The 24,481-nt window shown below is 74.4% G+C and carries 19 protein-coding genes; 8 read left to right on the forward strand and 11 right to left on the reverse strand.

What is annotated here, in order from left to right:
* Positions 1–18: 18 nt before the first annotated feature.
* The 6 genes from ACH4T9_RS19620 to ACH4T9_RS19645 are packed head-to-tail and all read left to right on the forward strand — an operon-like array spanning position 19 to position 9,701.
* Positions 19–1,689 (forward strand): Hsp70 family protein, encoded by a 1,671-nt coding sequence (locus ACH4T9_RS19620; protein WP_396673128.1) that lies wholly within the window; start codon positions 19–21, stop codon positions 1,687–1,689.
* A gap of 4 nt (positions 1,690–1,693) precedes the next feature.
* The gene (locus ACH4T9_RS19625) at positions 1,694–4,354 is read left to right on the forward strand and encodes a hypothetical protein (RefSeq protein WP_396673129.1); all 2,661 of its coding nucleotides are present in this window, start codon (positions 1,694–1,696) and stop codon (positions 4,352–4,354) included.
* 1 nt (position 4,355) lies between these two features.
* Positions 4,356–5,549, forward strand: coding sequence for a hypothetical protein (locus tag ACH4T9_RS19630; RefSeq protein WP_396673130.1), 1,194 nt, complete (start codon positions 4,356–4,358; stop codon positions 5,547–5,549).
* Positions 5,546–7,945, forward strand: a complete 2,400-nt coding sequence (locus ACH4T9_RS19635; protein WP_396673131.1) for a GTPase-associated protein 1-related protein — start codon at positions 5,546–5,548, stop codon at positions 7,943–7,945. Before ACH4T9_RS19630 ends, ACH4T9_RS19635 begins: the two co-directional genes overlap by 4 nt.
* A 3-nt stretch (positions 7,946–7,948) precedes the next feature.
* Positions 7,949–9,502, forward strand: a complete 1,554-nt coding sequence (locus ACH4T9_RS19640; RefSeq protein WP_396673132.1) for a hypothetical protein — start codon at positions 7,949–7,951, stop codon at positions 9,500–9,502.
* On the forward strand, positions 9,495–9,701 hold the full coding sequence (locus tag ACH4T9_RS19645) for a hypothetical protein (RefSeq protein WP_396673133.1): 207 nt from the start codon (positions 9,495–9,497) through the stop codon (positions 9,699–9,701). Before ACH4T9_RS19640 ends, ACH4T9_RS19645 begins: the two co-directional genes overlap by 8 nt.
* Positions 9,702–9,794: 93 nt before the next feature.
* Here ACH4T9_RS19645 and ACH4T9_RS19650 read toward each other — a convergent pair whose 3' ends face one another.
* The 7 genes from ACH4T9_RS19650 to ACH4T9_RS19680 form a co-directional block, all read right to left on the reverse strand.
* Positions 9,795–11,669 (reverse strand): AAA family ATPase, encoded by a 1,875-nt coding sequence (locus tag ACH4T9_RS19650; protein WP_396673134.1) that lies wholly within the window; start codon positions 11,667–11,669, stop codon positions 9,795–9,797.
* Positions 11,666–12,889: a hypothetical protein gene (locus ACH4T9_RS19655; protein WP_396686851.1), complete on the reverse strand. Its 1,224-nt coding sequence runs from the start codon at positions 12,887–12,889 to the stop codon at positions 11,666–11,668. The genes ACH4T9_RS19650 and ACH4T9_RS19655 overlap by 4 nt, the downstream gene beginning before the upstream one ends.
* Complete coding sequence (locus tag ACH4T9_RS19660; RefSeq protein ID WP_396673136.1) at positions 12,889–13,608, reverse strand: 4Fe-4S single cluster domain-containing protein; 720 nt, start codon at positions 13,606–13,608, stop codon at positions 12,889–12,891. The genes ACH4T9_RS19655 and ACH4T9_RS19660 overlap by 1 nt, the downstream gene beginning before the upstream one ends.
* The gene (locus ACH4T9_RS19665) at positions 13,605–14,651 is read right to left on the reverse strand and encodes a hypothetical protein (protein WP_396673137.1); all 1,047 of its coding nucleotides are present in this window, start codon (positions 14,649–14,651) and stop codon (positions 13,605–13,607) included. The genes ACH4T9_RS19660 and ACH4T9_RS19665 overlap by 4 nt, the downstream gene beginning before the upstream one ends.
* The gene (locus tag ACH4T9_RS19670; RefSeq protein ID WP_396673138.1) at positions 14,648–15,427 is read right to left on the reverse strand and encodes a protein phosphatase 2C domain-containing protein; all 780 of its coding nucleotides are present in this window, start codon (positions 15,425–15,427) and stop codon (positions 14,648–14,650) included. The genes ACH4T9_RS19665 and ACH4T9_RS19670 overlap by 4 nt, the downstream gene beginning before the upstream one ends.
* The gene (locus ACH4T9_RS19675; RefSeq protein ID WP_396673139.1) at positions 15,424–16,179 is read right to left on the reverse strand and encodes a hypothetical protein; all 756 of its coding nucleotides are present in this window, start codon (positions 16,177–16,179) and stop codon (positions 15,424–15,426) included. Before ACH4T9_RS19675 ends, ACH4T9_RS19670 begins: the two co-directional genes overlap by 4 nt.
* 169 nt (positions 16,180–16,348) lie before the next feature.
* Positions 16,349–17,167, reverse strand: coding sequence for a hypothetical protein (locus tag ACH4T9_RS19680; protein ID WP_396673140.1), 819 nt, complete (start codon positions 17,165–17,167; stop codon positions 16,349–16,351).
* A gap of 502 nt (positions 17,168–17,669) precedes the next feature.
* Between ACH4T9_RS19680 and ACH4T9_RS19685 the strand changes: the two genes are divergently transcribed.
* Positions 17,670–18,764 (forward strand): hypothetical protein, encoded by a 1,095-nt coding sequence (locus tag ACH4T9_RS19685; RefSeq protein ID WP_396673141.1) that lies wholly within the window; start codon positions 17,670–17,672, stop codon positions 18,762–18,764.
* 578 nt (positions 18,765–19,342) lie between these two features.
* Positions 19,343–20,041 carry a Crp/Fnr family transcriptional regulator gene (locus tag ACH4T9_RS19690; protein ID WP_396673142.1) on the forward strand — a complete coding sequence of 233 codons (699 nt, stop codon included), beginning with the start codon at positions 19,343–19,345 and terminating at the stop codon, positions 20,039–20,041.
* A gap of 48 nt (positions 20,042–20,089) precedes the next feature.
* On the opposite strand, the gene ACH4T9_RS19695 is transcribed toward ACH4T9_RS19690, so the two are convergent.
* The 4 genes from ACH4T9_RS19695 to ACH4T9_RS19710 form a co-directional block, all read right to left on the reverse strand.
* Positions 20,090–21,673, reverse strand: a complete 1,584-nt coding sequence (locus tag ACH4T9_RS19695; protein ID WP_396673426.1) for a DUF4139 domain-containing protein — start codon at positions 21,671–21,673, stop codon at positions 20,090–20,092.
* A gap of 139 nt (positions 21,674–21,812) precedes the next feature.
* Positions 21,813–22,346 (reverse strand): GNAT family N-acetyltransferase, encoded by a 534-nt coding sequence (locus ACH4T9_RS19700; protein ID WP_396673143.1) that lies wholly within the window; start codon positions 22,344–22,346, stop codon positions 21,813–21,815.
* 193 nt (positions 22,347–22,539) lie between these two features.
* On the reverse strand, positions 22,540–23,289 hold the full coding sequence (locus ACH4T9_RS19705) for a sugar isomerase domain-containing protein (protein WP_396673144.1): 750 nt from the start codon (positions 23,287–23,289) through the stop codon (positions 22,540–22,542).
* Positions 23,282–24,466 carry a hypothetical protein gene (locus ACH4T9_RS19710; protein WP_396673145.1) on the reverse strand — a complete coding sequence of 395 codons (1,185 nt, stop codon included), beginning with the start codon at positions 24,464–24,466 and terminating at the stop codon, positions 23,282–23,284. The genes ACH4T9_RS19705 and ACH4T9_RS19710 overlap by 8 nt, the downstream gene beginning before the upstream one ends.
* Positions 24,467–24,481: the final 15 nt, after the last annotated feature.

The raw sequence follows: 24,481 nt of genomic DNA on the forward strand, positions 1-24,481 counted from the left end.
CCAGCGGACAGGAGCACCATGTCGGACGAGAACCTGACCTTCTTCGGCATCGACCTGGGTACGACGTACTCGGTCGTTTCCTACATCGACGAGACCGGTCGGCCCGCCGTCGTCCGCAACGTCATCACGAACGACGAGACCACCCCGTCGGTCGTCTACTTCGAGGAGGGCACCGGCGAGGTGGTGGTGGGCGAGGCCGCCAAACGCGTGTCCCGGCTCTACCCGTCCCGGGTGGTCGAACGGGTCAAGCGGAGCATGGGCAGGGAGGCGCAGTGGGAGTTCGACGACACCACGTACACCCCTGAGTCGATCTCCGCGCTGATCCTCAAGCAGCTGGCCCAGGACGCCGAGTACTACACGAAGCGCCCGGTCCACCAGGTGGTGATCACGGTGCCGGCGTACTTCGGCCTGCTGGAGCGGGACGCCACCCGCAATGCCGGCAGGATCGCCGGCCTGGACGTCGTCGAGGTCGTGCCCGAGCCGGTCGCCGCCGCCCTGCAGTACGACCTGGGCGGTGAGACCACCCGGACGGTCCTGGTGTACGACCTGGGCGGCGGCACCTTCGACACCACGGTCATCCGCATCGACGCGGACGCCGTCGAGGTGCTCTGCACCGACGGCGACCAGCAGCTCGGCGGCGCCGACTGGGACGCGCGCCTGGTCCAGTACCTGGTCGACGAGTTCGTGGGCCACGCCGGGCCGGCCGACGATCCGACCCTGGACGAGGAGTTCATGCAGGATCTCGCGCTGACCGCGGAGGAGGTCAAGCAGCAGTTGTCGACCGTCACGTCGCGCCGGGTGCCGATGCGCTACGCGGGCGCGTCCACGTCGGTGGAGGTCACCCGGGAGACGTTCGAGGACGTCACGCGGGACCTGCTCGACCGGACCGTCGAGTACACCGAGCGCACCCTGAACACCCTGGGCGACAAGCTGGGGATCGCCGATCCGGCGGCGGCCGTCGACGAGGTGCTGCTGGTTGGGGGCTCCAGCAAGATGCCGGCCGTGGCCCGGCGGCTGGCCGAGAGGTGGGGCTGGACGGCACGCCTGCACGACCCCGACCTGGCGGTGGCCAAGGGCGCGGCCCGCTTCGCGCTCAGCCGGGCGCTGTGGGCGTGGGACGGGCAGGGCGCGGCCCCGACCGCCGAGGAGAAGCAGCAGCGGGCGTCGGCGCTGGCGCTGGCGCTCGGGATGGACGAGGAGTCGCTGACCGCCAGCGCCAACAGGCGGATCGTCACCGTCCTGCCGAAGTCCTTCGGCGTGAAGCTGCAGGACACCTCGGCGCCCGACTGGCGGTCGCAGCCGGAGAATATGTACGTCGAGCACCTGGTCCACGCGAACGAGGCGCTGCCCATCGAGGGCCGCAAGCTGGACGCCCGCACCATCGAGGACGGCCAGACCGCCGTGCAGATCGAGATCTACGAGCAGGCCGGCGCCGCCGAGAGCCCCGACCTGGCGGCGAACAAGCCGGTGGACCGGGGCGCGGGGGTCATCGGCGGCCTGCCGCCGCTGCCGAGGCACTCGCCCATCGCCATCAGCATGGGCGTGAGCGTGGGGGGAGAGCTGAGGCTGCACGCGGTCGAGCCGGGCTCCGGGCAGGAACTCACCATCGAGGTCCAGGTCAGCGTGCTCAGCGAGGACGAGGTGCACCAGGCCCGGGAGGTCGTCGCGGCGCTCACGGTACGGGGCTGAGCTGATGGCGTTCGACCAACGCGCGTACCTGCGGGACGTGATCATGCCGCTGCGGGACCAGCCCGGCGGGCTGTCGCCCACGGACCTGGCCCGGCACTACGCGGTCACCCCGGGCATGTCCCCGGCCCAGCTCCGAAAGCACCTGACGGCCATCCGGCGGCTGTGGAACCAGCGCTCGGGCGGCGTCGATGCCGGGGCCCGGGTCTGCGCGCAGCTGTTCAGCCGGGACGAGCAACTGCGCGCCGAGCACGGCGCGGACATGTTCGAGCCACGGTGGTGGCGGGAGCGGGCCGAGGAGCACGACCGCGGGTCCCGCGTCGAGTCCGAGCGCTTCGCCCGGGACCTCGCCCGGGCGTACGGCGCGCTGGGCCGGATCACCCGGGGCCAGCTCAAGGAGATCGCCGGGCACTGGCCGGGCCTGGACGCGGGCCAGATCGACGAGGCGGTCCGGCGCGCCGGCCTGGCGGTGGTGGAGCCGGTCGAGCTGCCCACCGGCTCCGGCATGGAACGCACGGCGTACCGCGCGCTGGTCCGGCTCCAGGACCTGCTCGGCGTGCCCACCGTCGTCCAGGTGGTGCACCCCGACGGCGCGCCGTTCCGGCTGCTCGGCCCGGAGGCGGTGGCGCTCGACGCGACCACGGTGCGCGCCCGCGCGCAGGAGGCGAACCGGTTGGCCGACGCCACCGCGGTCCGGACCCGCAAGGAGGCCCTGGGTCTGCTGGAGCGGGCCGTGAGCGACGGCGTGGACCTGCGGGCGCTCGCGGTGTTCCAGGTCGTCGAGCGGCTCCGGGCCGGACGGGCCAGGGGAATCGCGGACGGCATGCTGGTGCCGATCGCCACCGACGCCGGACTGGAGCAGGGCGACGCCCAGTCGGTGGTTGCCAGCCTGCCGCTCGACGCGGACCCCGAGGCCGGCCCGGCGGACAGGATCCGTGACCTGGTCGCCGACGGGCGGCTCCTCGCGGCCCGGCAGGCCCTGGCGGTGCTGCCGGCCGACGACCCGCGCCACGACGAGCTGCGTAGGCAGGTGGACGCCCTGTGGGGCGAGGTCGAGTCGCTGCGGCGGGAGGCCGACGAGGCGGCCCGGACGGAGCGCGAGGAGGAGGCGGCCCGGCTGCTGCGCTCGGCCCTGCGCATCGCCGGTGACGACGACGGTCTCGCCGACCGGCTCGGCGCGCTCGCGCCGCCGCCCCCGCGCGACCTGTCGGCGCGGGCGGTGGACACCGATGTCCGCCTGACCTGGGCGGCACCGCCCACCTTGGCGGCGGAGGTGCGTTACCGGGTGGTCCGCTCCGACCGGCCGCCCCGCTCGTCGACCGACGGCGAGGTGGTCGTGGAGGGCTCCCTGACGGAAGCGACGGACGGGGCCCCGCCGCCCGCCCGGACCCTGTACTACGGCGTCTTCGCCAGCGTCGGCGGCGACTGGTCACGACCGACGACGGTGCGGATCCTGGTGGTGCCGCCCGTGGTGGCCGTGCGGGTGTGGGTGCGCCCCGACGCGATCTCCTGCGCCTGGCGGGCGCACCCGGCCGCGGAGGGCGTGCGGGCGCGGCGCACCCTCGGCCGGCCGCCGGCCTCCCCGCAGGACGGGGAGCCGGTGACCACGGGCCACACCGGGCTCTCGGACGACACCGGCGACGGCAGGACCGACCGGTACTACGGCATCGTCGCGGTCTACCGCGACGAACACGGCGGGGAGGTCGCCTCGCCGCTCGTGGTGGCCCACGCGGCGCTGCGCGACGCGGCCCCGCCATACGTGGAGCGGCTGCGGGCCCACGTCAGCGCGGTCGACGCGGAGACCGCGACGGCCCACCTCGCCTGGCTCACCCCCGCTGGCGGCACGGTGTCGGTCCGCCGGTCCGAGCTGGCCCCGTCGTGGGCGGCGGGAGCGCGGATCCGCCTCGACGAGATGGAGGGGTACGGCGAGGCGCTGGTCAGCGACCGGCTGGAGCAGGGGGCGGAAACCCTGCTGGAGGTGACCGTCCCGAGCGGGCGGTTCGTGTACGTGCCGTTCACCGTCGACGCGGCGACCGGCACCGCCGTGGTGGGCGAGCCGGTCCTGCTCGGGGTGACCGAACCGGTCGGGCAGCTCGTCGCCCGCCGCACCGGGGACGAGGTCACCGTCGCCTGGGTGTGGCCGCCCTCGGTGCACCTGGCGGAGGTCACGTTCACGCCGCCGCACGGCCCGCCGGTGGTCCGGCGGCTGACCCGTGGCCAGTTCACCGATTCGGGCTGCCGCATCCCGGTCTCCTCCGGCGGCGGCCGGGTCTCCGTCCGGGCGGTCGAGCGCGGCCCGGCCGGGGAGACGTTCTCCGTCCCCGAGTCCGTGCCGGTCGACCGCGTCCCCGTGGCGGTCGGGTACCACCTCCAGCGCGCCGGCGGGCCCTTCAGCCGCAAACGGCTGTTGAGCGTTGACGTCGACCGGCCGTGCGAGGGGGTGGAGCTGCTCCTCGTGGCCGCGCCGGGCCTGGCCATGCCGGTACGACCGGAGCAGGGCACCGTGCTGGCCCGGGTGACCGGCCTCTCCCTGCGGCCGGACGCGCCGTGGCAGCTGCCCTTCACGATGCCCTCCGGCCTGGCCAGGCCGTACTGGCTGCGTTGTTTCGTGATCCAGCCGACCGGGGCCCGGGTCACCGACCCGATCCACGAGATGAAGGTGTCCTGACATGCCCACCCCCTCCTGCCCGTACTGCTACGCCAAGATCGACCTGCGAGCGCCGTGGTTCCGGTGCACGGGACGCCGGTCGCCGGGCAAGGACCCGTGCAAGCCCCAGTGGGACGAGGCCAGGGACCGGGAGATCGGCATCAAGGAGCTGGTGCTGCCGTCGTTCCCGGGGACCCGTCGCACCCTGCGGGCGGTGACCGCCTCGGCGTGTCCGCACTGCGGCGCCGAGTCCGCGGTGAAGGTCTGCCCGACCTGCCACAGCCGGCTGCCGGCGACGTTCGGCGAGGGGCGCAGCCCGCTCATCGCCATGGCGGGCGCGCGGCACACCGGCAAGAGCGTGTACCTCAAGGTGCTGTCGTACCAGTTGCGACACGGCATGGGGCAGCGCTTCGGCGCCGACGTCCGGCTGGTCGGCGACAGCCAGTTCCGGGCCGAGACCGGCGGCGGCCGGGACTTCCTCGACCCGGCCGGCGCGCTCTTCCCCGACGGCGGGCTCTACCAGCGCACCGGCCAGGCGGAGTTCGGCCGGCGCGAGCCGATCGTGTTCGCCTGGCGGCAGAACCGGGGGATCACCGGCCACGAGACCACCTTCCTGTCCTTCTTCGACACCGCCGGGGAGGACCTGATCGACCAGGAGACGGTCGACAACCTGCGTTACCTCGGCGCGGCCGACGCCCTCATCCTGCTGCTCGACCCGTTCATGATCCCGCAGGCGCGGGACCGGATCCGGCTGCCCGCGTCGGCGGTCGACACGCACGCCAGCACCATCGACGTGGTCAGCCGGGTGACCGAGAACCTGCGGATCAGCCACCGGCTCGGTGGCCGCCGGAACATCACGATCCCGGTGGCGGTGGCGTTCGCGAAGATCGACGCGTTCTTCGACGTGCTGGGCCCGGACCATCCGCTGGTCCGCCGGCCGGTGCCCGGTCCCTCCTACGACGAGCAGGCCGGGCGGGTCACCCACGAGCACGTCCGCGCGTTGCTGCACGAATGGGGGGCGGACGACATCGACACCCACCTCACCCTCAACTACCGCCACTTCCGCTACTTCACCGTCTCGGCGCTCGGGGCGGAGCCGGACTACGACGAGAACAAGGTCGACGCGCGCGGGGTCCAGCCGTTTCGGGTGGACGAGCCGCTGCTGTGGCTGCTCAGCGAGTTCAACGTGGTGCCGCGCACCAGGGCCGCCCGATGACCGGTCGGTTCGAGACGTTGGTCTACACCGACTGCCGCCCCGGTCAGGGGCTCAAGGGCGGCGCGGGGTTGCAGTTCCAGGCCCGGTCCTCCGACGAGGCCGCCGCCGGGGAGGACCTGGTCAGGAACAACCTGCTCTACGAGCCGCCGTCGTCGTGGATGGCCGACCGGAGGCCCGTCGCGCAGTACCCGCCCTCGTTCGCGCACATCCGGTCCGGCGGCCTCCTGGCCACGGCGTCGGGGATCTACCTGGGTCGCGAGGCCAACGGCACCCGGGAGGGCAACCAGCTCACCCACGCCGTCGTCACCACCGACCCCGCCAGCTACGACGACCTGCGGCCGGCGCAGCTGTTCCGCGCGGCGTTCTGGTCGGCCGAGCCGGCGCCGACGACCCGCAGCGCGCCGGTGGAGCTCACCGACGGGGTGGGTGCCGCCCTCTCCCCCGCCCACGCGCGGGACTTCGTGCTCGCCCAGCCGGACGGGCCGGTGACGCTGCTCGCCCTGGTCTCCGCCCTCGCCGAGGCCGGGCGGCCCGGCCGGCGGCGGGTGCTCTTCGTCGGCGACGACACGGCGTCGGTCGTGTCGTGGATCGTCGCGGGCACCCTCCTCGTGCCGCGTGAGCGGGCACTGGAGTTGGGGTTCAAGGTGTTCTCGACCGATCCGGCGCGTTCCGCGCTGCCGATCGTCGCGGTGCTGCCGGAGTTCGCCGGCCCGGCCGCCCGGGTCGACAACGAACTCGGCTACGCGGTGTTCGACCTGTCCCGGCACGCGCACACTCCGGTGGCGCCGACCGCCGCCGCCCGCCGCTGGGTGGACCTGTTCCTCACGGAGGACCCCCGGGACGTGGTGGACGCCCTGCGCGTGGCGACCGAGTCCGGGATCACCGTCGCGGGCGGGCAGTCGGACGAGGCCGCCGCCGCGCTCGGACTGGCCGCCATCCTGCACCGCAGACCGGACCCCCGGCACGCCGAGGCCATCGTGGGCTGGTTGCGCACCGGGCCGGCGGGGATGCGCCGCGCGTACGGCATCGACGTCGCCGACCTGTTCGCCGAGACCCCCGAGCGGTGGCCGCAGGAGGTGCTGGTGCTGCTCGACGAGGTCGGCTGCGACGGCCTCGTGCCCGGCCGGGCCGCCGAGGTCCGGCTCGCTCTCATGATCAGCGAGGTCGGGGCCGCCCGGACCCGGGGCGTGCTGACGGATCGGCCGCTGCCCGTGCTGCCGGCCGGCGAGTGGGACGCGGACCACGACGAGCAGGCTCGGCAGGTCCTCACCGAGGCCCTCACCTCGGGGGTGCCGCCGCCGTGGTTCGCCGCCCTGCTGCGGGTGGCCGCCCGGTTCCGCGTCGACGTCCGGTGGGACGACATCCAGGACGCCGCCGAGCCGTTCGTCGGGTACTGGGCGGATCATCCCCGGGAGATCCGTGCTCGCGGCTGGCCGTGCGCCGCCGTGCTGCACGACCGGCTCATCGCCGTGCTGGGCGAACGCGCCCTGCTCGGCGAGACGGTCCAGGCCGAGATCGGCGACGCCTGGCGGGAGTCGCTGCTCCCCCGTGTCGGCACGTTGCAGCCGCAACTGGCGGAGGCGGTGCTGGGCGCGACGGTACGGCATGGCGAGAACCGTTCCGCCTTCGTCGAGCGCCACCTCCGGGAGGCTCGGCACGATCCCGGGCGGTTCTCCTGGACGGCGGGGGCGTTGTGGAGCCAGGCCCCGCCCACGACCGCCGAGCTGGAACTGCTGCGGGACCTCGCGCCGGCGGGCTCCCGGCCGCCCGCGTGGGTGTACCGCCAGCTCGTCGCGCAGGTCACCGGCAGCGCGGTGCCGACCCCACGGCTGCTCGACCTCTGCCGGGCGCTACTCGCCCGTGGGCTGATGACGGCCAACCCGCAGGTGCGCGGGGAACTGGAGGACGACCGCACCCTGACCGCCGTCGTCACCGAGTTGCGCCGGGGCCCGGACCGTGAGCGCACCGCGACACTGCTGCGGCACCTGTGCGACTGCTCGCCCCGTCTCGTGGAGATGCGGCAGGCCGACGTCACGTCGGCACTGGCCCGGGTGGTCGCCTTCCGGACCCTGGACGCGGTGCTCGACCGGCACCCGGCCCTGCTGGATCCCCTCTTCACCCGGCTGGCCGAGGCGCTGCACCACGAGGACGCCGTGGCGCCCGCCGTCCTGTCCTACTACCTGCTCGCGGGCGGGCCAGCGACCCCGCAGGCGACGCGGCTCGAACAAGCCCTCGGGCACTGGCTGACCCGGGCCCAGGACGAGCAGATCGAACGCGCCGGCCGGCACTTCGGCCAACTCGGCAGCGCCTGGCGTGACGGCTGGCAGCGACACGTCGAGGCGTACCGCCACCGGCGCCGCCGCTACCGGCTGACCCACCCGTTCGGGCGCCGGTGACCAATGCCGTACATCTGGCTCTTCATCTACGTGGCGGCCTGCGTGTCGTGCCTGGTCTTCGTCTCCGCACCGCTGGCCATCGTCGGATTCGGCGCCGCACTGGTCGGCGGCCTGGCCCTGGCGCTCGGGCTCGCCGGCGTCGTCCTGCTCGGCCAGGCGTCCTGGGCCCGGGTGCGCACCCCCGAACAGGTCCGCCGGGGCGCTCTGCCGGGGCGGGTGGCTCCTGCCTTCGTCCGCCGCGACCGGGCCTGGCCGCAGTACTTCGCCGCCCAGGTGCTGCTCGACGTCCAGGCCGTGGCGGAGCGAACCCTCACGATCACCGGTCGGGTCTGGACCCGGCCGCTGCCGTGGGCGCGGGCCCACCGGGCCTGGTGGCCGCTGTACGTACCGGTCGTCGCCGTCCAGCTCGGCGTGTCGCTGGGTGCCGCCGCCGGGGTCCTGGGCGTCGCGCTGGTCGCGGCGGGGGTCACGGCGGCGGCCTGGCTGGTCGGCGGGGCCGCGGTCCGGCTGCTGCGCGGGGTGGACACGGGCTGGCAGGCGGTACGGGGCTCCCGGGCCAGTTGCCGGCACTGCTACGAGCTGGCGGTCGTGCCCGCGTACCGGTGCCTCGGGCCGCACCCGACGGAGGACCGGCTGGCGGGCGACGACCTGCACCGGGACCTGCGGCCTGGCCGGCTCGGCGTGCTGTGGCGGCGCTGCGGCTGCGGCTGGCAACTGCCGACCACCGTCCTGCGTGCCGCCTCCAGCCGCCGGCTGGAGGCCCACTGCCCGAGCTGCGGGGAGGCCCTGCTGCCGGGCGCCGGGGTGGTCACCGACGTCCGGATGCCCGTGTTCGGTCCCGCGTCGGCCGGCAAGACCCAGCTGATCATGTCGGCGCTGGTGGGGCTGCACCACGGCGGGGAGGACGCCGGCGGCGAGGTGTCCCTTCCCGACGAGCGCGACCGGCAGCGGCACGAGATGTACGCCCGGCTCATCCGGGACGGCGGGTCACCGGCGAAGACGGACGCCGGCGGCCCGCCCGTCGCCGTCACGCTCCGGCTGGCCCTCCGATCGCGGGTCGTGCTGGTGCACCTCTTCGACGCGGCTGGCGAGAACCTCGTCGACCGGGAGCAGAACGCCCGGCTGTCCTACCTCGACCACGCCCGCTCGCTGATCTACGTCCTCGACCCCTTCTCGGTGCGGCGGGTGCGCGACGGGTACGCCGAGGGCGCGCCGGACGTCTTCGCCGCGGCGAACCCGGCGACGCACGACCCGGAGGACGCGTACAACGCCACCGTGCAGCGGTTGCAGGACTACGGGGTCCGCACCCGCAGCCGGCGGCTGGCGTTCGTCGTGTCCAAGGCGGACCTGCTCGGGAAGCTGTCGGCCGGCCCGGTGGAACCGGACGGGGTGCGGGCGTGGCTGGCGGACAACGGGCTGGGCAACCTCGTCCTGGCGGCCGAGCGCGACTTCGGCGAGGTGCGGTTCTTCCTGGTCTCCGGTCGAAGCCCGGGCCGGGAGGGCGGTTTCGGGCCGGCGAGTTGGATCCTGGAACGGGAATGGGGCGGCCTTGACTGACGGCGGACAGCAGCAGCTCCCACCGGCCCACCGTGCCGCGCGGCTGGCGATCCTCGTCGCCCTGGCCGGCGTGCTGGTCGCCGGCCTGCTCGCGGACGGCCTGACCGGCGTCGTCGGCGCGGCCTGCCAGCGCGGCGCGAGCGTCATCGCCCAGCTCTGGGCACCACTGCGCGACGGCGGCGACGCGGCGCCGTCGTAGCCCTCGGGCGCGCCGTCGCCGGCCGTGCCCACCGGCAGGGATCCGGCTCCCGGCAGCGAGGGCCCGCGCTCCCGACTGAGAGACCCGGTGCGGTCAGGCGTCCCGGATCAGCGTGCCGTGCGGCCCGACCGACAGGTGCAGGGAAACCTGCCCGGGATGGTCGAAGATGTGCCCCACCAGAGGGTCCCGCACCAGGCGGTCCAGGACGTCGCGGATGCTGCGCACCCCGAGCCGCAGCGCCTCCGGCCGACGCATCACCTCCTGCACCCGCAGCACGACGGCCGCTTCGTCGACGGTCAGTCGCACGCCCTGACGGCCGGCGCTGGCGGTGAGCTGCGCCAGCAGTTTGCGGACGATGCGATCGACGAACTCCGGTCGCAGGATGTCGAAAACGGTGATGCCGCCGCCCAGCCGGCCGAGCAACTCGGGCCGCCCGAGCCCGGTGGTGAAGTGCTCGCGTACGGCGCGTTCGAAGTGCGTGGTGACCGTGTCGTAGTCGGGCAGTTCACCGCCGTCGAGCCAGCCGTACGTCTCGGCGGCCCCCAGGTTCGACGTGAAGATGATGATCGTCTCGGAGAAGTAGGCGGTGTTGCCCAACGCGTCCGTGAGCCGACCGTCGTCGAGCACCTGGAGGAACTTGTCGAACACCGAGGCGTGCGCCTTCTCGATCTCGTCGAAGAGCAGCACGCTGAACGGGCGCTGACTCACCCGGTTCGTGAGCTCCCCGCCACGTTCGTGGCCGACGTACCCGGGTGGCGCTCCGGTCAGCCGCTCCGCGGAGTGCGACTCGGCGAACGTCGACATGTCGAACCGGGCCAGCGCGGTCTCGTCGTCGAAGACGAACTCGCTCAGCGCCCGGGCGAGCTCCGTCTTGCCGACGCCGGTGGGCCCGACGAAGAAGAAGATCCCCTTGGGGCGCGACTCGGAGCTGTGCGGGTCGGCCACGAAGTCGATGCCGACGGTGGCGGCCGTCAGCGCCCGGCGGACCCGTTCGACCGCGACGGGCTGGCCGACGACCCGGTCCTCGACCGCGGGGACGAACCGGGTGAGCCGGTCCCGGACCTGCCGCCAGGGGTCCCGACGGGGGCCGAAGAGGGTGCGCTTCATCAGCGTCCGGGGCTCGTCCAGCGGGATGCGCTGGAGCTTGCTCATCCGCCACAGGCCGTCCAGTTCGGTGACCGCCATGCCCTCGCTGAGGTTGGCCAACACCCTGAGGTCGTCGGAGGGCCGCCGGGCGTCGGCCGCCTGGTGGAAGTGGCGGGCCTGCTGGTGCAGGTACACGTGCCGCTCGTCGAAGGTAGGCAGCGCCGCCTCGACCACCTGGACGTACGGCCGGTCCCGGTAGAGCCAGGCCGGCAGGGTGCCCAGGTCGTCGGCGACCAGCACGAGCAGGTTGCGCACCGCGCCGGTCTGGGCCGCCTCGGTCATCGCCTTGGCCATGGTCCCCAACAGGCGGCGCTCGGCGTCCCCACCGCGGTCGGGCGGGGCGAGCATCAGATCGACCATGTCGACGATGAACGCCGACGAGGTGGCGCCCTGCCGCAGCACCGTGCGGATCGCGGCCAGCGCGTCGTACGGGTTGCTCAACGTCGGTGCCGGGGCGTCGCGCAGCGCTGCGGCGAACCGGTTCCGGACCGCGCCGGCCCGGCCGGTCGACGCCGGCGGCTCGGGCTCGGCGGACCGGTCGCCGCCCGCGGCGGTCAGCCGCTGGAACTCCCGCTCGTCGTCCGGGCCCGCGAAGCTCAACCCGTCGATCAGGTCGTAGTAGCCGGTCAGCTGGTAACCGAAGACCGACAGCAGCCCGGTGACCGCATGGCGCAACGGCTGGAACGACCGGTCCCACCGGACCAGGTCGCGGACGTTGCCATGGATGATCACGTGCCGGCCCCGGGCGATCTCCGCGGTGACCCGCTCGAGCCAGGCCGCGGCCGGTCGGGCCGTGGGCCGACCCGGCGGGCCGTCACTCACTGCCGGCTCCGGTCGTCGTGGCCGGCGCGCTCCTGGGCCTGCCGGGCGGGTGGCCTGGGCCTGCCGGGTTCGCCCTCCCAGTGCAGGCCGTCGGCGGCCACGCCCTGCCTGTCGAGCTGGGCGTGGAAGCGTTCGAGCAGTTCCTCGGTCAGGTCGCAGCGGGAGTTCTCGCCGTCCGGCGTGGTCTCCACGACCGTGTCGACCCCGTCGCTGCGGTACTCCAGCCGGTTGCCCTGGCCGTCATCGGCGTGCACGGTGAGTTCGATGGCCGACCCGTCGGCGCGCTGGGCGACGAAGACCACCGTCGCGTCCCGCTCCGTCAGGCTGCCCGGCACCACCCGCAGGCCGGCGGCGGGCAGCGCGGCGCTGGCCGCCTCCACGATGACCGCCATCCGCTCCAGCTGGTCGAGGCGGCCGTCGACGTCGGCCGTCACCATTTCGACGCGTCGGCGCAGCCCGGCCACCCGGTGCTCCCAGCGGCTCAGGTTCCCGGCGTCCCGTTCCCCGCGCAGGTCGGCCACCTCGGCGCGCAACTCGGCCGCATCGGTCACCGCGACCCCCGCCGTCTCGGCGTCGGTGAGCACGACGGTCAGCCGGCCGGCGAGCTCGTCGGTCTCCGTGGCCAGCCGCAGCAGCTGGCCCTGCCGGTCGCGGACCGTCTCCAGGTGCGCCCCGACGGCCTCGCCGAGCCGCCGGTGGGTCTCGGCGAATCTCCGGGCGTCCCCGGTGCGGTCCTGCGCCTGCGCCCGCAGCGCCGCGACGGACCGGTGCCCGGCCGGGTCGAGGCGTTCGCCGTCGGCCAACTCGCGCAGCGGTTCGAGGATGAGGTCCAGGGCGCGGCCGTGCTCCCGGCGGGTCAGCTCCCCCGCCACGACGGCGGTCAACGTGTCCGCGCGGCGCTCCGCGCGACGCAGCTCCCCGCCGGTCCGGGCGAGGCCGACCTCGTCCGCGGGCTGGGGAAGCGCGGCGACCCGGGCGGCCTCCGCGGTCACCTCGGCGCCCTGGGGCAGCGCCCGGGACGTGTCGGCGAGGTGGCGCAGCCGCGCCGTCAGGGCGTCCCTGCGCGCGGTCGCGGCGGCGATGCCGGCGTCGAGCCGCCGCCGGCGGGCCTCCTCCCGGCGTCGTCGGCGTTCCTCCTCGCGCCGCCGCCGGGCGGCTTCCACCTGGGCCTGGCGGGCGGCGTCGAGCGCGACGGTCGTGTACTTCGGGCTTCCGGACATCATCGGCCTCTCTCGTCGGTCGGCGCGGGACCGTCGGGCGGTGGCGCGGCACCGTCGGGCGGTGGCGCGGGATCACCGGGCGGTGGCGCGGCACCGTCGGGCGACGCGAGCACGACTCCCCGGGCCGCCATGGCGGCCTCGAACCCGGCGCGGAAGTCGGCCACCGGCGGTACACCGATCCACTCGACGCCGTCGCCGGTCAGGTGCAGCTCGACCCCCGCCGAGACGTCCCGGTCCGGCGGCGCGTGCCGGTCGGTGAGGAGGTGCAGCCGCTGGTTCGCGGAGCCGCGCCACCTGAGGTCGGCGTGGCGGGCCGCCACGTAGGGACCGTCCACGAGGATGTCGAGCTGCCCCAACAACCGCCGCTGGCCCGGGTCGCCGTGCCGGCGCAGGTGCTCGATCGGGTATCCGCTGAACGACATCACCGACCAGTCGCGGCCGGCCCGGATCCGGTCCACCAGCGCGCTGAGCCCCGCCGCCTGCGCCATCGGCTCGCCGCCGGAGAACGTCACGCCGGTGATCTCCGGCGGCAGGCCGCCGAGCCAGCCGGCCAGGTCGTCGACGGTGCGGGTGGTCCCGCCGGTGAAGGGCAGGTCCTCGGGCGCGACGCAACCCGCGCACCGCAGCGGGCAGCCCCGGACCCAGACGACCGCGCGCAGGCCGGGGCCGAGCACGGCGGTGCGGTCGGCGACCCGGCTGATCCCGATCGTCGTCGTCATCGTCCACCCCCGGGGAACGGGTCGGGCGCTCCGGCCTCGACCATCCGGCACCAGGGGCAGTGCCGGGCCTCGCGCGGGTACACGTGGGTCGCCACGGCAGGGCAGGGCGTCAGGCCGTCCCTGGCGTATGCGAGGGCCGCCGCCCAGGACTGCGGGCCGGGGCGGGCGGCGGGCGCGGTGTGCCCGGCGTCGAGGGCCTCGCCGAGCCGGCGGCGCAGCACCGCCGGCAGGGCGTCCGGCCCGACGGCGGCGGCGGGCGCCCGAACGTCGGCGCCGAGCAGCCGGCACCGGTGGAGCCGGACGTTGTCGACCTCCTCGACCGGCCCGGCGGCCTCGCGGGGCACGCCCCCGAAGGGGTGGAAGCCGAGGCAGGTGAGCTGAGCCACCAGCACGGCCAGGGCCCAGTGGTCACTGGCCGGTTCCCGCCTGCGCGGCGGCTCGTCCAGGTGCTCGGGCGCCGTGTACTCGGGCCGGGAGAACGGGCACGTCAGGTCCACCCCGGTCGCCGGGTCGCGCAGCTGCCAGCCGTCCGCGTCGATGAGGCAGACGCCCCCGGAAGCGGAGACGAAGACATTCGCCGGCGCGAGGTCACCGACCACGTGCCCGCGCTGGTGCACGACGTGGACGACACGTGCCAGCTCCTCCGCCACGGTCAGCCACCAGGACCACGTCGCGCCGGGCAGCATCCGGGCCCGGACGGCCGGGTTGAACAGGGTCGGCAGCGGGGCGAAGCGCGGATGGGCGAGCCGGGGCGCGGCGTAGCCGAGCAGCCGGCCGTCGTCGCGCCGGTGCACCGCGGCGCTCGGCCAGGCCACCAGCGGCTGCCCGGTCACCCCGACCCATCCGGCGGGGTCGGCGAGCATGACCCGCAACCGGTCGGCCAGGTGCACCCGGTCCGCGCGGTGCAGCACCTTCACCACCGTGTCCGGCCGGTCCCGCAGCCCGAAGACCCGCCCCTGGGAGCCGGCCGATCCGACCGGCGCGCCCAGGCTGGCGGCCGAGCGGCGTCCGTCCGGGGCGGTCAGCCACACGTCGAGGCTCATCGGGGCACCGCCAGCACGAGGGTACGGTCGTCGTCGGTGAGCGCGCCGACCCGCCGGCCGCAGAGCAGCCGGATCAGCGCCGTCGGGTCCGGGTCGGCCGCCTCGACCAGCGCGAAGAGCTGCCCGAACGCGGCGGCGCCCGGCCGGCTGGGCCGCGTCCCGTCGTACTCGACGAGGAGGCTGTCCAGGCCGTCGGTGCACACGGCGAGCCCGGTCAGGTCGGGCAGCCGCGCCACCAGCCGGCGGGTGTCCGCCACGGCCCGCGCCGTCGGCAGCAGCGCCGTCGCGCCGGGTGGCCGACCGGCTGCGTCCGGCGGGGCGGCCAGCAGTGCGAGGTCGCCACCGCCGGTGCGGACCACGACCACACCGTCACCGACGGCGAGCACGCCGACCCACGGCGGGTGGGCGACCACCACGGTCACCGTCGTGGCGAGGTCCTCGGGGCGGAACCCGCCGGCGGCCCTCGCCAGGGCCCGCGCCGCCCGCCGGAACCGCCGCAGGAGCTGGTCCCGTGCGGCGTCCAGCAGGGCGGACCAGGCGACGGCGGTCCCCGGTGGCCGGTCCCGGACGAGGGCGACGAGCACCTGCGTCGCCAGCGTGACGACCAACGACGCGCCGGCTGCGGCGCAGCGTCGCCCGCCGGCCCCGTCGGCGACGACGAGCAGCAGGACACCGTCGACCTCCCGCACCGCGTACGCGTCCTGGCCGCTCACCCCGGCGCGGGCGTGCGCCCCGCCCGCGACGCTGCCGGCCAGGACCGACCACCGTGCCGTCACCAGAGCTCGTCCCCGTACACCTGGCTGCGCACCTGCTCGAAGTCGACGTGTTCGGAGGTGGCCACGAGGATCAGGTCGAGCAGCTTCCTCAGGTCGAGGTCCGCCAGGGGGAAGTAGCCGCTGGGGGTGGCGAGTGCCCGCATCACCTCGTCGTCGACGCCCGGCACGCCGAACGCGAACAGCCGCATCCGTCCCGTCGAGCGCCACTGTTCCAGCCGTCGGGCGAGCGGTTTCCAGTCGTCCGTCGGGTTGCCCTCGGCGTCGGTCGGCGCGCCGTCGCTGACCAGGATCAGCCGCGGGCCGCCGGTCTGCTGGGCGTGGACCGTCTGCACGTGCCGCCGCCGTTGCTCCACGAGTGTCAGCGCCAGCTCCACCGCCTCCACCATGGGCGTCGCGCCTCCCGCCACCAGCGGTGCCAGCTCCAGCCGCGACGCGGGTACGAAGGCCCCGCCGTCCTCGGCCGACGACGTGCCGTCGCCGGACACCACGCTCACCCCGCCCGCGCCGAAGGTGACGACCACGAACTCGACGTCCCGGAGCGGACCACGGCCCTCGGCGCGCAGTGTCGGCAGCCAGCGGGCCAACTCCCGGTTGAGCGCGTCGATGGCCACCACCCCGTTGCTCTGGGTGGCGGCCATCGAGCGTGAGGTGTCGATCAGCAGGGCCACGAACCGGCGCCGGTGCGTGTCGGTGACGAACTCGACCTCGTCCGGCTCGTCCGTGTCGTCCTCGAACAGCGCGAAGGGGTTCACCGGGGGGTCGCCCCCTCGGCCGGGTCCTGCGGCGTCGCCGGGGGCCGTCGGACCACGTTGCGGGTACGGGACCCGCCTGCCCGAGACCGGGTGGGAAAGCTCTCCACGTCCATACCTGACGGACCGCGCAGCCGTCCCGCCCGCACGTCGTCGCCGCCCGGACGCCGCGTCAGCCGTCCGGGCCGGCGGCGGCCCAGGCCAGGCCGTACGCGTAGCCCTGTTGCAGGCCGTCGAAGGCGGACGACACCTCGCCGATGCCGTCCGGGCTGAGCCGGTCCCCGCCCGGCGCGCGGTCGTCCACGGAACGCGGCGGCACGCCGTCCAGGCGCCAGACCAGCGCGGGGCCGCCCCCCGGCGGGAACCGCAGCCGTACGGTGCAGCGGGCGCACGGCGCGAGCGGCTGGAAGACGTAGTGCTCCCGGATCGGCTGACCCGCCGGAACGCGGTAGTGCAGGCACAGCTCGTGCCGCTCCCCGGGTGCCAGGATCCGGGGCAGGGTGAGGACGAGCCGGAAGAACTGCCCGTCGTTGTGCCGGGTCACCTCCCGGATCCGGGCCCCGTAGAGGACGTCGACGGCGACGTCGTGCTCCGGGCGCTCGTCGCCCGGTCGCCGGGGCAGGCTGAACTGCACGGTGATCTCCCCGACCGGCCGGATCGCCACGACGTCCCGCGTCTCGTAGAGCTCGGGTGACGGCGTGTCGAGCCGCAGCAGCGCGTGCATGCCGTGCAGGTGCCAGGACGGGCCCGTGTCGGACGGGGCGTCCGCGACGGCGGCGCCCACCAGCCGGGCCACCGCCTCGTCGATCCGGCGGCGCGCCGTGCGCTGCTGGCACGACAGCTCGCGCGCGAGCTGGTCCGTCCGCCGGTCCAGCCGCAGGTAGGAGTGCTCGGGATCGAGCGCGTACGCCAGCACGAGGGCCCGACGCAGGTCGGTGGGCAGGTCGGCGGAGAGGGCCAGCAGGGTGGCCCGCACCTTCGCGCGTACCACCGGGTCCGGCTCCGCCGGCGAGATGTCGCACAGGTCGGCCAGACGCGGCCCCAGCCGACGGAGCAGGGGGCTGCTCTGCAGGCCGGGCCCCCGACGCAGCTCCAGCAGTTCCTGCCGGAGTCCGTCCTCGTACGAGGGGCGGGGTTCGCTCCCGGGGCGCAGGGTCGTCTCCTCTCTGCGGTGGTCCGTCAGGACGGTGGGGAGGCTACCGGTCCGCAGCCGGCGGCGCGGCCCGTCCGGCTCCGGCTGTCCACTCCACGACCATTATCTGACCAGCAGATTGGCAATCGTCTGGCCAGTGCCGATCGGGAATTGGCACGAGTATGGGCGCGTCACGTCGTATTCCGGCGTCCATTGGCCACGAACCGCCTCTTCACCGGCCGAGGGACAACGCGCGGCGCGCACATCCGACACAGTTGTCAATCACCGACAAACCCCTTCCCATCTGCAAATTGCAGATGACAAACCCCGGTAGCTCAGTACCTGTTCCGGGAGGAGCGTCATGACGAACGCGAATGACACGGCCTCGCTGCCATCCCCGCGCGCCGCCACCGACAACGCGGCGGTGGGCGCGACAGCTCGCGCGCTGCTGCCGTACCGCCCCCGGTCCGCGGTGAGGGAGCTACGCGACCTGGCCCGCCGGGGGGACCTGGCGGCCCGCGCGGCGTCGGCGCCGCCCGCGGCCCGCGCCCGGCTCGTCAGCGCCGCGTACGACATCGTCTGGCCGATCGTCTTCCACCGGGTGACCCGGCCGGTCGAACGCAGGCGGGGCCACTGGGCCTGCGCGACCGCGGTCCAGATGCTCGCCGACGACTGCCTCGACCGCCACCACGACGACGTGGAGGCCGTCGTCACCGACCTGATCGCCAACGCCAGGGTGCCGATCATCGACGTGGAGCGCTGGGTGTCCGCCCGGCTCACCGCCGCCACCGTCGACGGTCACCGCCGCCGGCGTGGCCGACGGGGTGCGCTGCAACGCCCCCGGGTGCCGGGCTGGCTCGCCGCCGAGCTCGGCGAGGATCCCTGGCTGACCGACCTCGCCGTGCAGATCCTCACCTGGGTCGGCGTGACCAGCACCGCCGGCACCCAGCTCTGGCCGCTGGACAGTTGGGTGCAGCGACGGGAGTCGGTGACCGGCGACCTGACGGGCGGCGACGGCCCGACGGTGTCCCGGGAGGTCGACCGGGTGCTGGCCGCCATGCGGAGGCGACCGCGCTGGTACGCCGACTACGTGGAGCGTCCACTCGGCAGCAAGCGTCCCCCGGTCCTCGCCGCACCGGGCGACGGGGTGGCGGACCCCCGCCCGCTGCTGCCCGTCGGCCCGCAGGAGCGCGCCGAGGCCCAACTGGCCGACCTCGCGTCCGCCGCCGTGTCGGCGATCACCCGAGGGCTGCGGTCCGGAGCGGACCCGGTGGCCACGGTGGTGGGGGTCCTCGGCACCGTCTTCGGCACGGGCACCGGGAGCGACGAGATCGACCGGACGCCCGACGGCGCACCGTGCCCCGACGAGTGGGTCTCAGCCCTGCTCGACGACGCCGATGCCGTCCGACGCGTCGTCGACGAGGTGCTGCGCGTCATCGGTGAGGCCCCCCGGTAGCCAGAGCGTCCGGGCCCGATCGGTCACCAGGGCCGCGAGGGCGGCCGGGGGTGCCCCCGCCGCCCTCGCGGCGCGCCACGCCTCGGTGAGCTCCCGCTCAAGGAGCCGCCGGAGGCTCTCCCGTTGCCGGGGCGAGAGCTGCCCCGGCACCGGGGCAGGTTCGGGGCCTGCCGAATCGTCGGGGCTCACCGCCTCACCGCCCGCCGGCCGGTGACCCCTGCCCGCAGCCGCCCGCCGGCCTTCGTGCCCCGGTCGGGCCGCTCGGCCGGGCGGTCGGACGGTCTTAGCCACTTCTCCCCCGATCCGTGCCACACCAGCCCGCGTCGTCACACGCCCTCATCTGACGGACGGCCGGGCGCACGGGCACAGACAGCCGGCCCGCCGGTCATCGGGCGCGTCCCGGGACCGGCGGGCTGACGTGCGACAGGCTGTCAGCGGCAGGACTGCCCTAGGTGTGACTCCACGTCCCCTCCCCTCGACGTGCCGGACTGTCCGATGCGGGTATTGCATCCCAGTCGGGCTGGCGGTATTCCGGGAAAGGACGGGATCTCTCCCGCCGGGCCTCAGGAGGACACCACATGGCTGCCGCACCGCCGGACGACGACCCGGCCTGGTCCGCCGGGTCGTTCATGGACCAGGTCGCCTCCACCACGCGCCGGGAGCTGCTGGCCCTCGGCGTCACCCGCACGGTGTCCGCCGGCCGGCGGCTGCTGACCGAAGGTGCGCGGGACACCCACGTCGAGGTGATCCGGCGCGGCTTCGTCAAGGTCACCGCGGCCGTGGACGGGACGGAGCGGCTGCTGGCGATCCGCCTGCCCGGCGACCTCGTCGGCGAGTTGGCGGCCATGACCGGTCATGGCCGCACCGCGACCGCCACCGCGTGCGGCGACGTGGTGTCCACCGTCATCAGGCAAGCGGACTTCCTCGCCTACCTGGGCGGCCACCCCACGGTGGCCGCCCAGGTCACGGCCACCGTGGGCGAGCGGCTACGGTGGGCGAACACCCGCCGGGTGGACTTCGCCGCCTACCCGGTGCACGTCAGGCTCGCCCGGGTGCTCGCCGACATCGCGGCGCACTGCGGCCGGGCCGACGACGACGAGCTCGTCATCGGGGTCGAGCTGAGCCACACCGAACTCGCGACCCTGGTCGGGGCTGCGACGGACACGACCCAGCGGGCGTTGCGGACCCTGCGGGCGAAGGGACTGATCCGCACCGGGTACCGCCGGATCGCGGTCCTCGACCTGACGGGCCTCCGCGCGCTCGCGGCCCCCCGATGAGCAGCCCTCCGATGAGCAGCCGACGTGAAGGGACCCCTCCCTACCCGGTCACTCGCGCCAGCCGGCCAGCTCGACCCCCTTGGCGAGTTCGACCCGGAAGCCCATGGTGATCTCGCCGCTCTCCCCCGGCGCGAGCCGCAGCCGCCAGGTCAGCTCGCCCAGCTCGGTACGCTCGGCCGGCGGCGGGGCGAGGGTGGGTTCCCGTACGACCACCGCCTCGTCGCGGGACACCGGCAGTTGGTCGCGCACCTCCACGCTCGCCGGCCGGGGCGTGTGGTTGGCCACGCTGATCCGGTACTCCACGTCCCGCCGCCGGGTCGACCCGAGCGTGGCCCGGGTGTCGGCGCGCCGGCCCAGTTTCCGTTCCACCCGTACCCGGTCGTCCACCCCGAGCGCCAGTTCGGTCTCCTCACCGGGCGCCCACATCGGCAGCCGGGTGGCCGCGACGAAGTCGGCGCCGTGGAAAACCGCCGCCGCGCCGGGGAGCAGCGTGTGTTCCGAGGTGTTGCGTACCGTCGCACGCAGGTGCGCCTCGGCCGCGCGGACCGGCACGGTCACGTGGTCCAGCCGGGCCGGCAGGTCCAGTACGGCGATGGTGGCCCGGTAGGCGCTGCCGTCCGCCGGCACCGCGACCGGGCGGGCCGGCCGGTAGGTGGCCGCGGTGACCCCCTGCTCGACCGCGGCGACGCTCTCCTGCACCTTGGGGCGCGGCGCGCCGGACCGGGCCGCACCGCCCGTGAAGGCCGGTGCGGCACCCGGCGGCGGCGGTCCCGGCCGCGCGTCGAAGCTGGCCATCGGCTTGGGCATCTGCGGCGGTACCGGCCGGACCCGGTCGAGATACCAGGGCGACAGCTCGGGTACGCCGGTCGCCGCCGCCGGGCGGGCGGTCGAGAGCTGGAGCACGCACTCCGGCCAGTCCTCGCCGGTGTCCTGGCTGACCAGGCCGAACCAGGTGACGTTCATGGTGTCGTCGACCAGCCGCAGGTCGTAGGAGGGCTGCCAGCGGGCCCCGTCGACCAGGTAGGTCAGCTCCAGGTCCAGCTCGGCGTCGTCGGCGTCCACCGACACGGTCACCTCGGCGGCCAGCCGGTCCGGTTTCCGCTTGCCGTTCGCGGCATCCAGCTGCCGCTCGACGGCCGCCAGTTCCTCGGTCAGGTCGGTACGCCTCCGGGCCAACCCGCGTCGGCGGCTCTGGGAGTCGGCGAGCTGGCCGGCCATCGAGTCGGCGAAGGTGGCCACGTCGGTCGGGCCGGCATCGCCGGAGGCCAGCGCGCGGGCGTACGTGCCGCCGGCCCGTTCGGCCAGCCGGGCGAGGAACTGCCCCCGCTGCTCCTCGATCTCGTGCGTGTCGTCGACCTCGGCCAGCTCGTCGGTCAGCTCCCGACGCCGCTGCTCCAGGCCGCGGACCTGTCCGTCGGTGCTGCGCGCCTGCCGCCACGTCGTCACGTCCACACCGAGCACGGTGGCCGCGCCCCGGCCGCCGACCCGTAGCGAGTCCCGCCGCAGGCCCAGCGGCAACGGTGCGATACGTACCCGGTGCTCACCGGCGGCCAACCGGGTGCTGCCCCGGCGGGTGACCCGGGCCCGGTCCGGATAGACGGTGACACCGACGATGGGTGCTTCGATCTCCATTGCCTTCACGGCGGCGAGGGTAGTCGGACCGTGCTCGTAACCCCAGCGCCCCGTCGCGAACCACGAGGTTCTTCACCCCGCCTCTCCTCGTGCGGCAGCCGGTTCAGCGCCGACAGTTGGTCGCGTATGGCGGTTGCGGTCAGTTCGCGTCCCACTCGGTGGCGAGCAACCCGAGAATGACCTGATCAACGAAGTCCCCATTCACCCAGGCCGCACGGCGCAGGGTGCCTTCGAGCACGAACCCTGCCCGGGTGGCTGCTCGGATCATCGCGGCGTTGTCGGCCAGCGTCTCGACCTGCAACCGGTGCAGGCCGCGCACCACGAGGCCGTAGTGGCACAGCACCCGGATGACGTCGGTGCCCAGCCCCCGGCCGCGGAAGGCCGGCCTCAGCGAGATTCCGAGGTGCGCCATTCTGTTATGCAGGTCGATGCCCCACAACAGCGCCTCGCCCACCAGTTCGTCATCGGCGAGCTGCACCACCGAGAAGCACGCGGCATCGTCGGTGGGGTCGGAAACCGTGTATGGCGACGCGGCGGAGCCGGGTGCGATCGGACGCCATGGGCGGGAGTCGGCCTTTGACCGGGTCGCGACGTCGTCGTAGAGCTCGGACTGCAGGACGGGAACGTCGGTTTCGTGTCGGGCCCGCAGCCCGATCTTGTCGCCACGTAACATGCCGTGTTCCTACCCGACGTGACCTGCCCTTATCAACCTGGTTGTTCCCTGGACACCTCGCGAACGGCGGTGGGTGCCTGCTCGGGACGGACGCCGGGCGGCGTCCATGGTCGCCGCGATGGGTGCGGCGTCGCGAACGACATTCCGCACCGCACCACGGCCACCTACGCGATCTCGTCGACCCTACGCGCGGTCAGGGTTCGATCGGGCGGATCCGACCGTGGTACCGCTCCAGAAGGTCGGCATTGCGCGCGTCGCCCGAGGCGAGATTCGCGGATATGTACACCGGCGGGTTGATGCCGCGCTCCAGCAGGCGGCGGCAGACCAGTTCGGTGAGGAGCTGCGCGATGAGCACCCCGGTGAACGACGAGATCGCCCCGATCCGAACCTCTGGGGTGATCTCCAGCGCCGCGTCCCCGGCCGGGGCCTGGTTGTCGATCACCACGTCAGCCAGGTCGGCGAGATGCGCTCCCTGGGTCGTACGTGCCCCGGCGGAGCGGGTGTGTGCGAGTGAGGTGACGGCGATGATCGGATGCGCCCGCTCACGGGCCAGCGCCGCCATCTCGGTGACGGCGGCGTTGATGCCGGAGTTGGAAACGATCAGGAAGGCGTCCTGCGTGGCGGGCGCGGCGAGCTCGTAGATCCGCTCGGCCAGGCCGGACTCGCGCTCGTACGTCGGGTCGAGGATCGGCCCCGGGTCGGCGCCGCCGAACATCACGAGGTCCTTGACCGCCAGCATGCTGACGGGGACGAGACCACCGGCGCGCGCCGCGAGTTCGAGGGTGACGATCCGCGAATGGCCGGTCCCGAAGGTCTGCAGGACACCACCGGCGGCGATCGCGTCGGCGACGAGCGTGGCCGCCGACTCGATCGCACCGAGTTGGGTGGCGAGGATCTGTTCGAGTGCGTTCCGGGCGATGTCGGCGTAGGCGGGTTCAGACACTGTTCCTCCTGGAACGGTCATGGTCGCGGGCGGCCTCGACGGCAGCCCCGACGGCAGCCTCGACGAGGATCTCGCCGCTGCCGGCGCTGACCGGGCTGGCATAGGTTTCGTAGCAAGGTGGTGTGTCGCGGGCGGGCAGGTAGCCGAGGTAGCCGTTCGCGTAGCCGAGGACAAGGACGTCGGCGACCTGGTCCCCCGCCCCGGAGCGGATCGCTTCGCCCAGTTCCAGGAACATCTCGCCGGGCACGCCAACGATCGTGACCCCGTCGAGGTGTACCGCCGCGACCTCGGCCACATATGGTTCGGTGCGCCGGCGGGCGGCCTGCTCCTCCGCGATCCGCAGCCCCTGTTGCAGGACCAGACGGATCCGACCGTCTCCGACCTGCGGGGTCGGGCGCGCGGACGCGTCGAGCTCCGCCGGCTGTTTGGGCCGTAGCCGGACGTTCCGCGAGACCGGTGGCCGTACCGGTGCCGCCGGGTTGTGGCCGACAGGTGGCGACGGCTCCACGCGGCCGGCAACCAGGGCGCCGAGCCGGTCCACTTCGGGTCGCCCGGATCCCTGGCGGGTGTGCCGGGTACTGATGTCGCCGGCGGCGCCGGTGGCGACGACCACCCATCTGTCGGGCGCGGACAATGCTCGGCGGATGCCGCCACTCAGGTCCGCGCTCACCTGGTTGTTGTCGGCGGGAAGGACGGTGGGGTGGACCGGGGAGATCACTATCAGGCCGACCACGTCGGTACCCGCGGTGACCACGATGGTGTCGACGGGAATGTCCATCGCCGGCGGGTCCGCGAGGTTACGGCGGCCCGCGAGCCCGGAGACCAGGGTGCGGGTGGCGCCGAGGCGGGCTGCCCGCTCGGATGCCACGGCGTGGCGCGCGGCGGCGAGTGACGCGGCCACGAGCCGGTCGCCGACGGGCCGTGGCGTGACCCCACCGCCGGGGAAACAGCCCGACTCGGGGCCCGCGTGCGTGTGCGTGGCGGCAACCCAGCAGGAGGACACACCGATGCCCCGCATGGCGGTCCGGATCCGATCGACGACGTCGACATTCACGCAGATCAGGTCCGCGACCACCAGCGCGAACCGGTGGCCGTCGTCGGCGAAGGTCACCACGTGGACCTCGATCGGGTCGAGCACGCCCTGTACGCCCTGGGATCGGTCGACGTATCCACCCATGGGTTCTCCGGGCAC

It is taken from the genome of Micromonospora sp. NPDC020750 (assembly GCF_044334565.1).
Lineage (GTDB): Bacteria > Actinomycetota > Actinomycetes > Mycobacteriales > Micromonosporaceae > Micromonospora.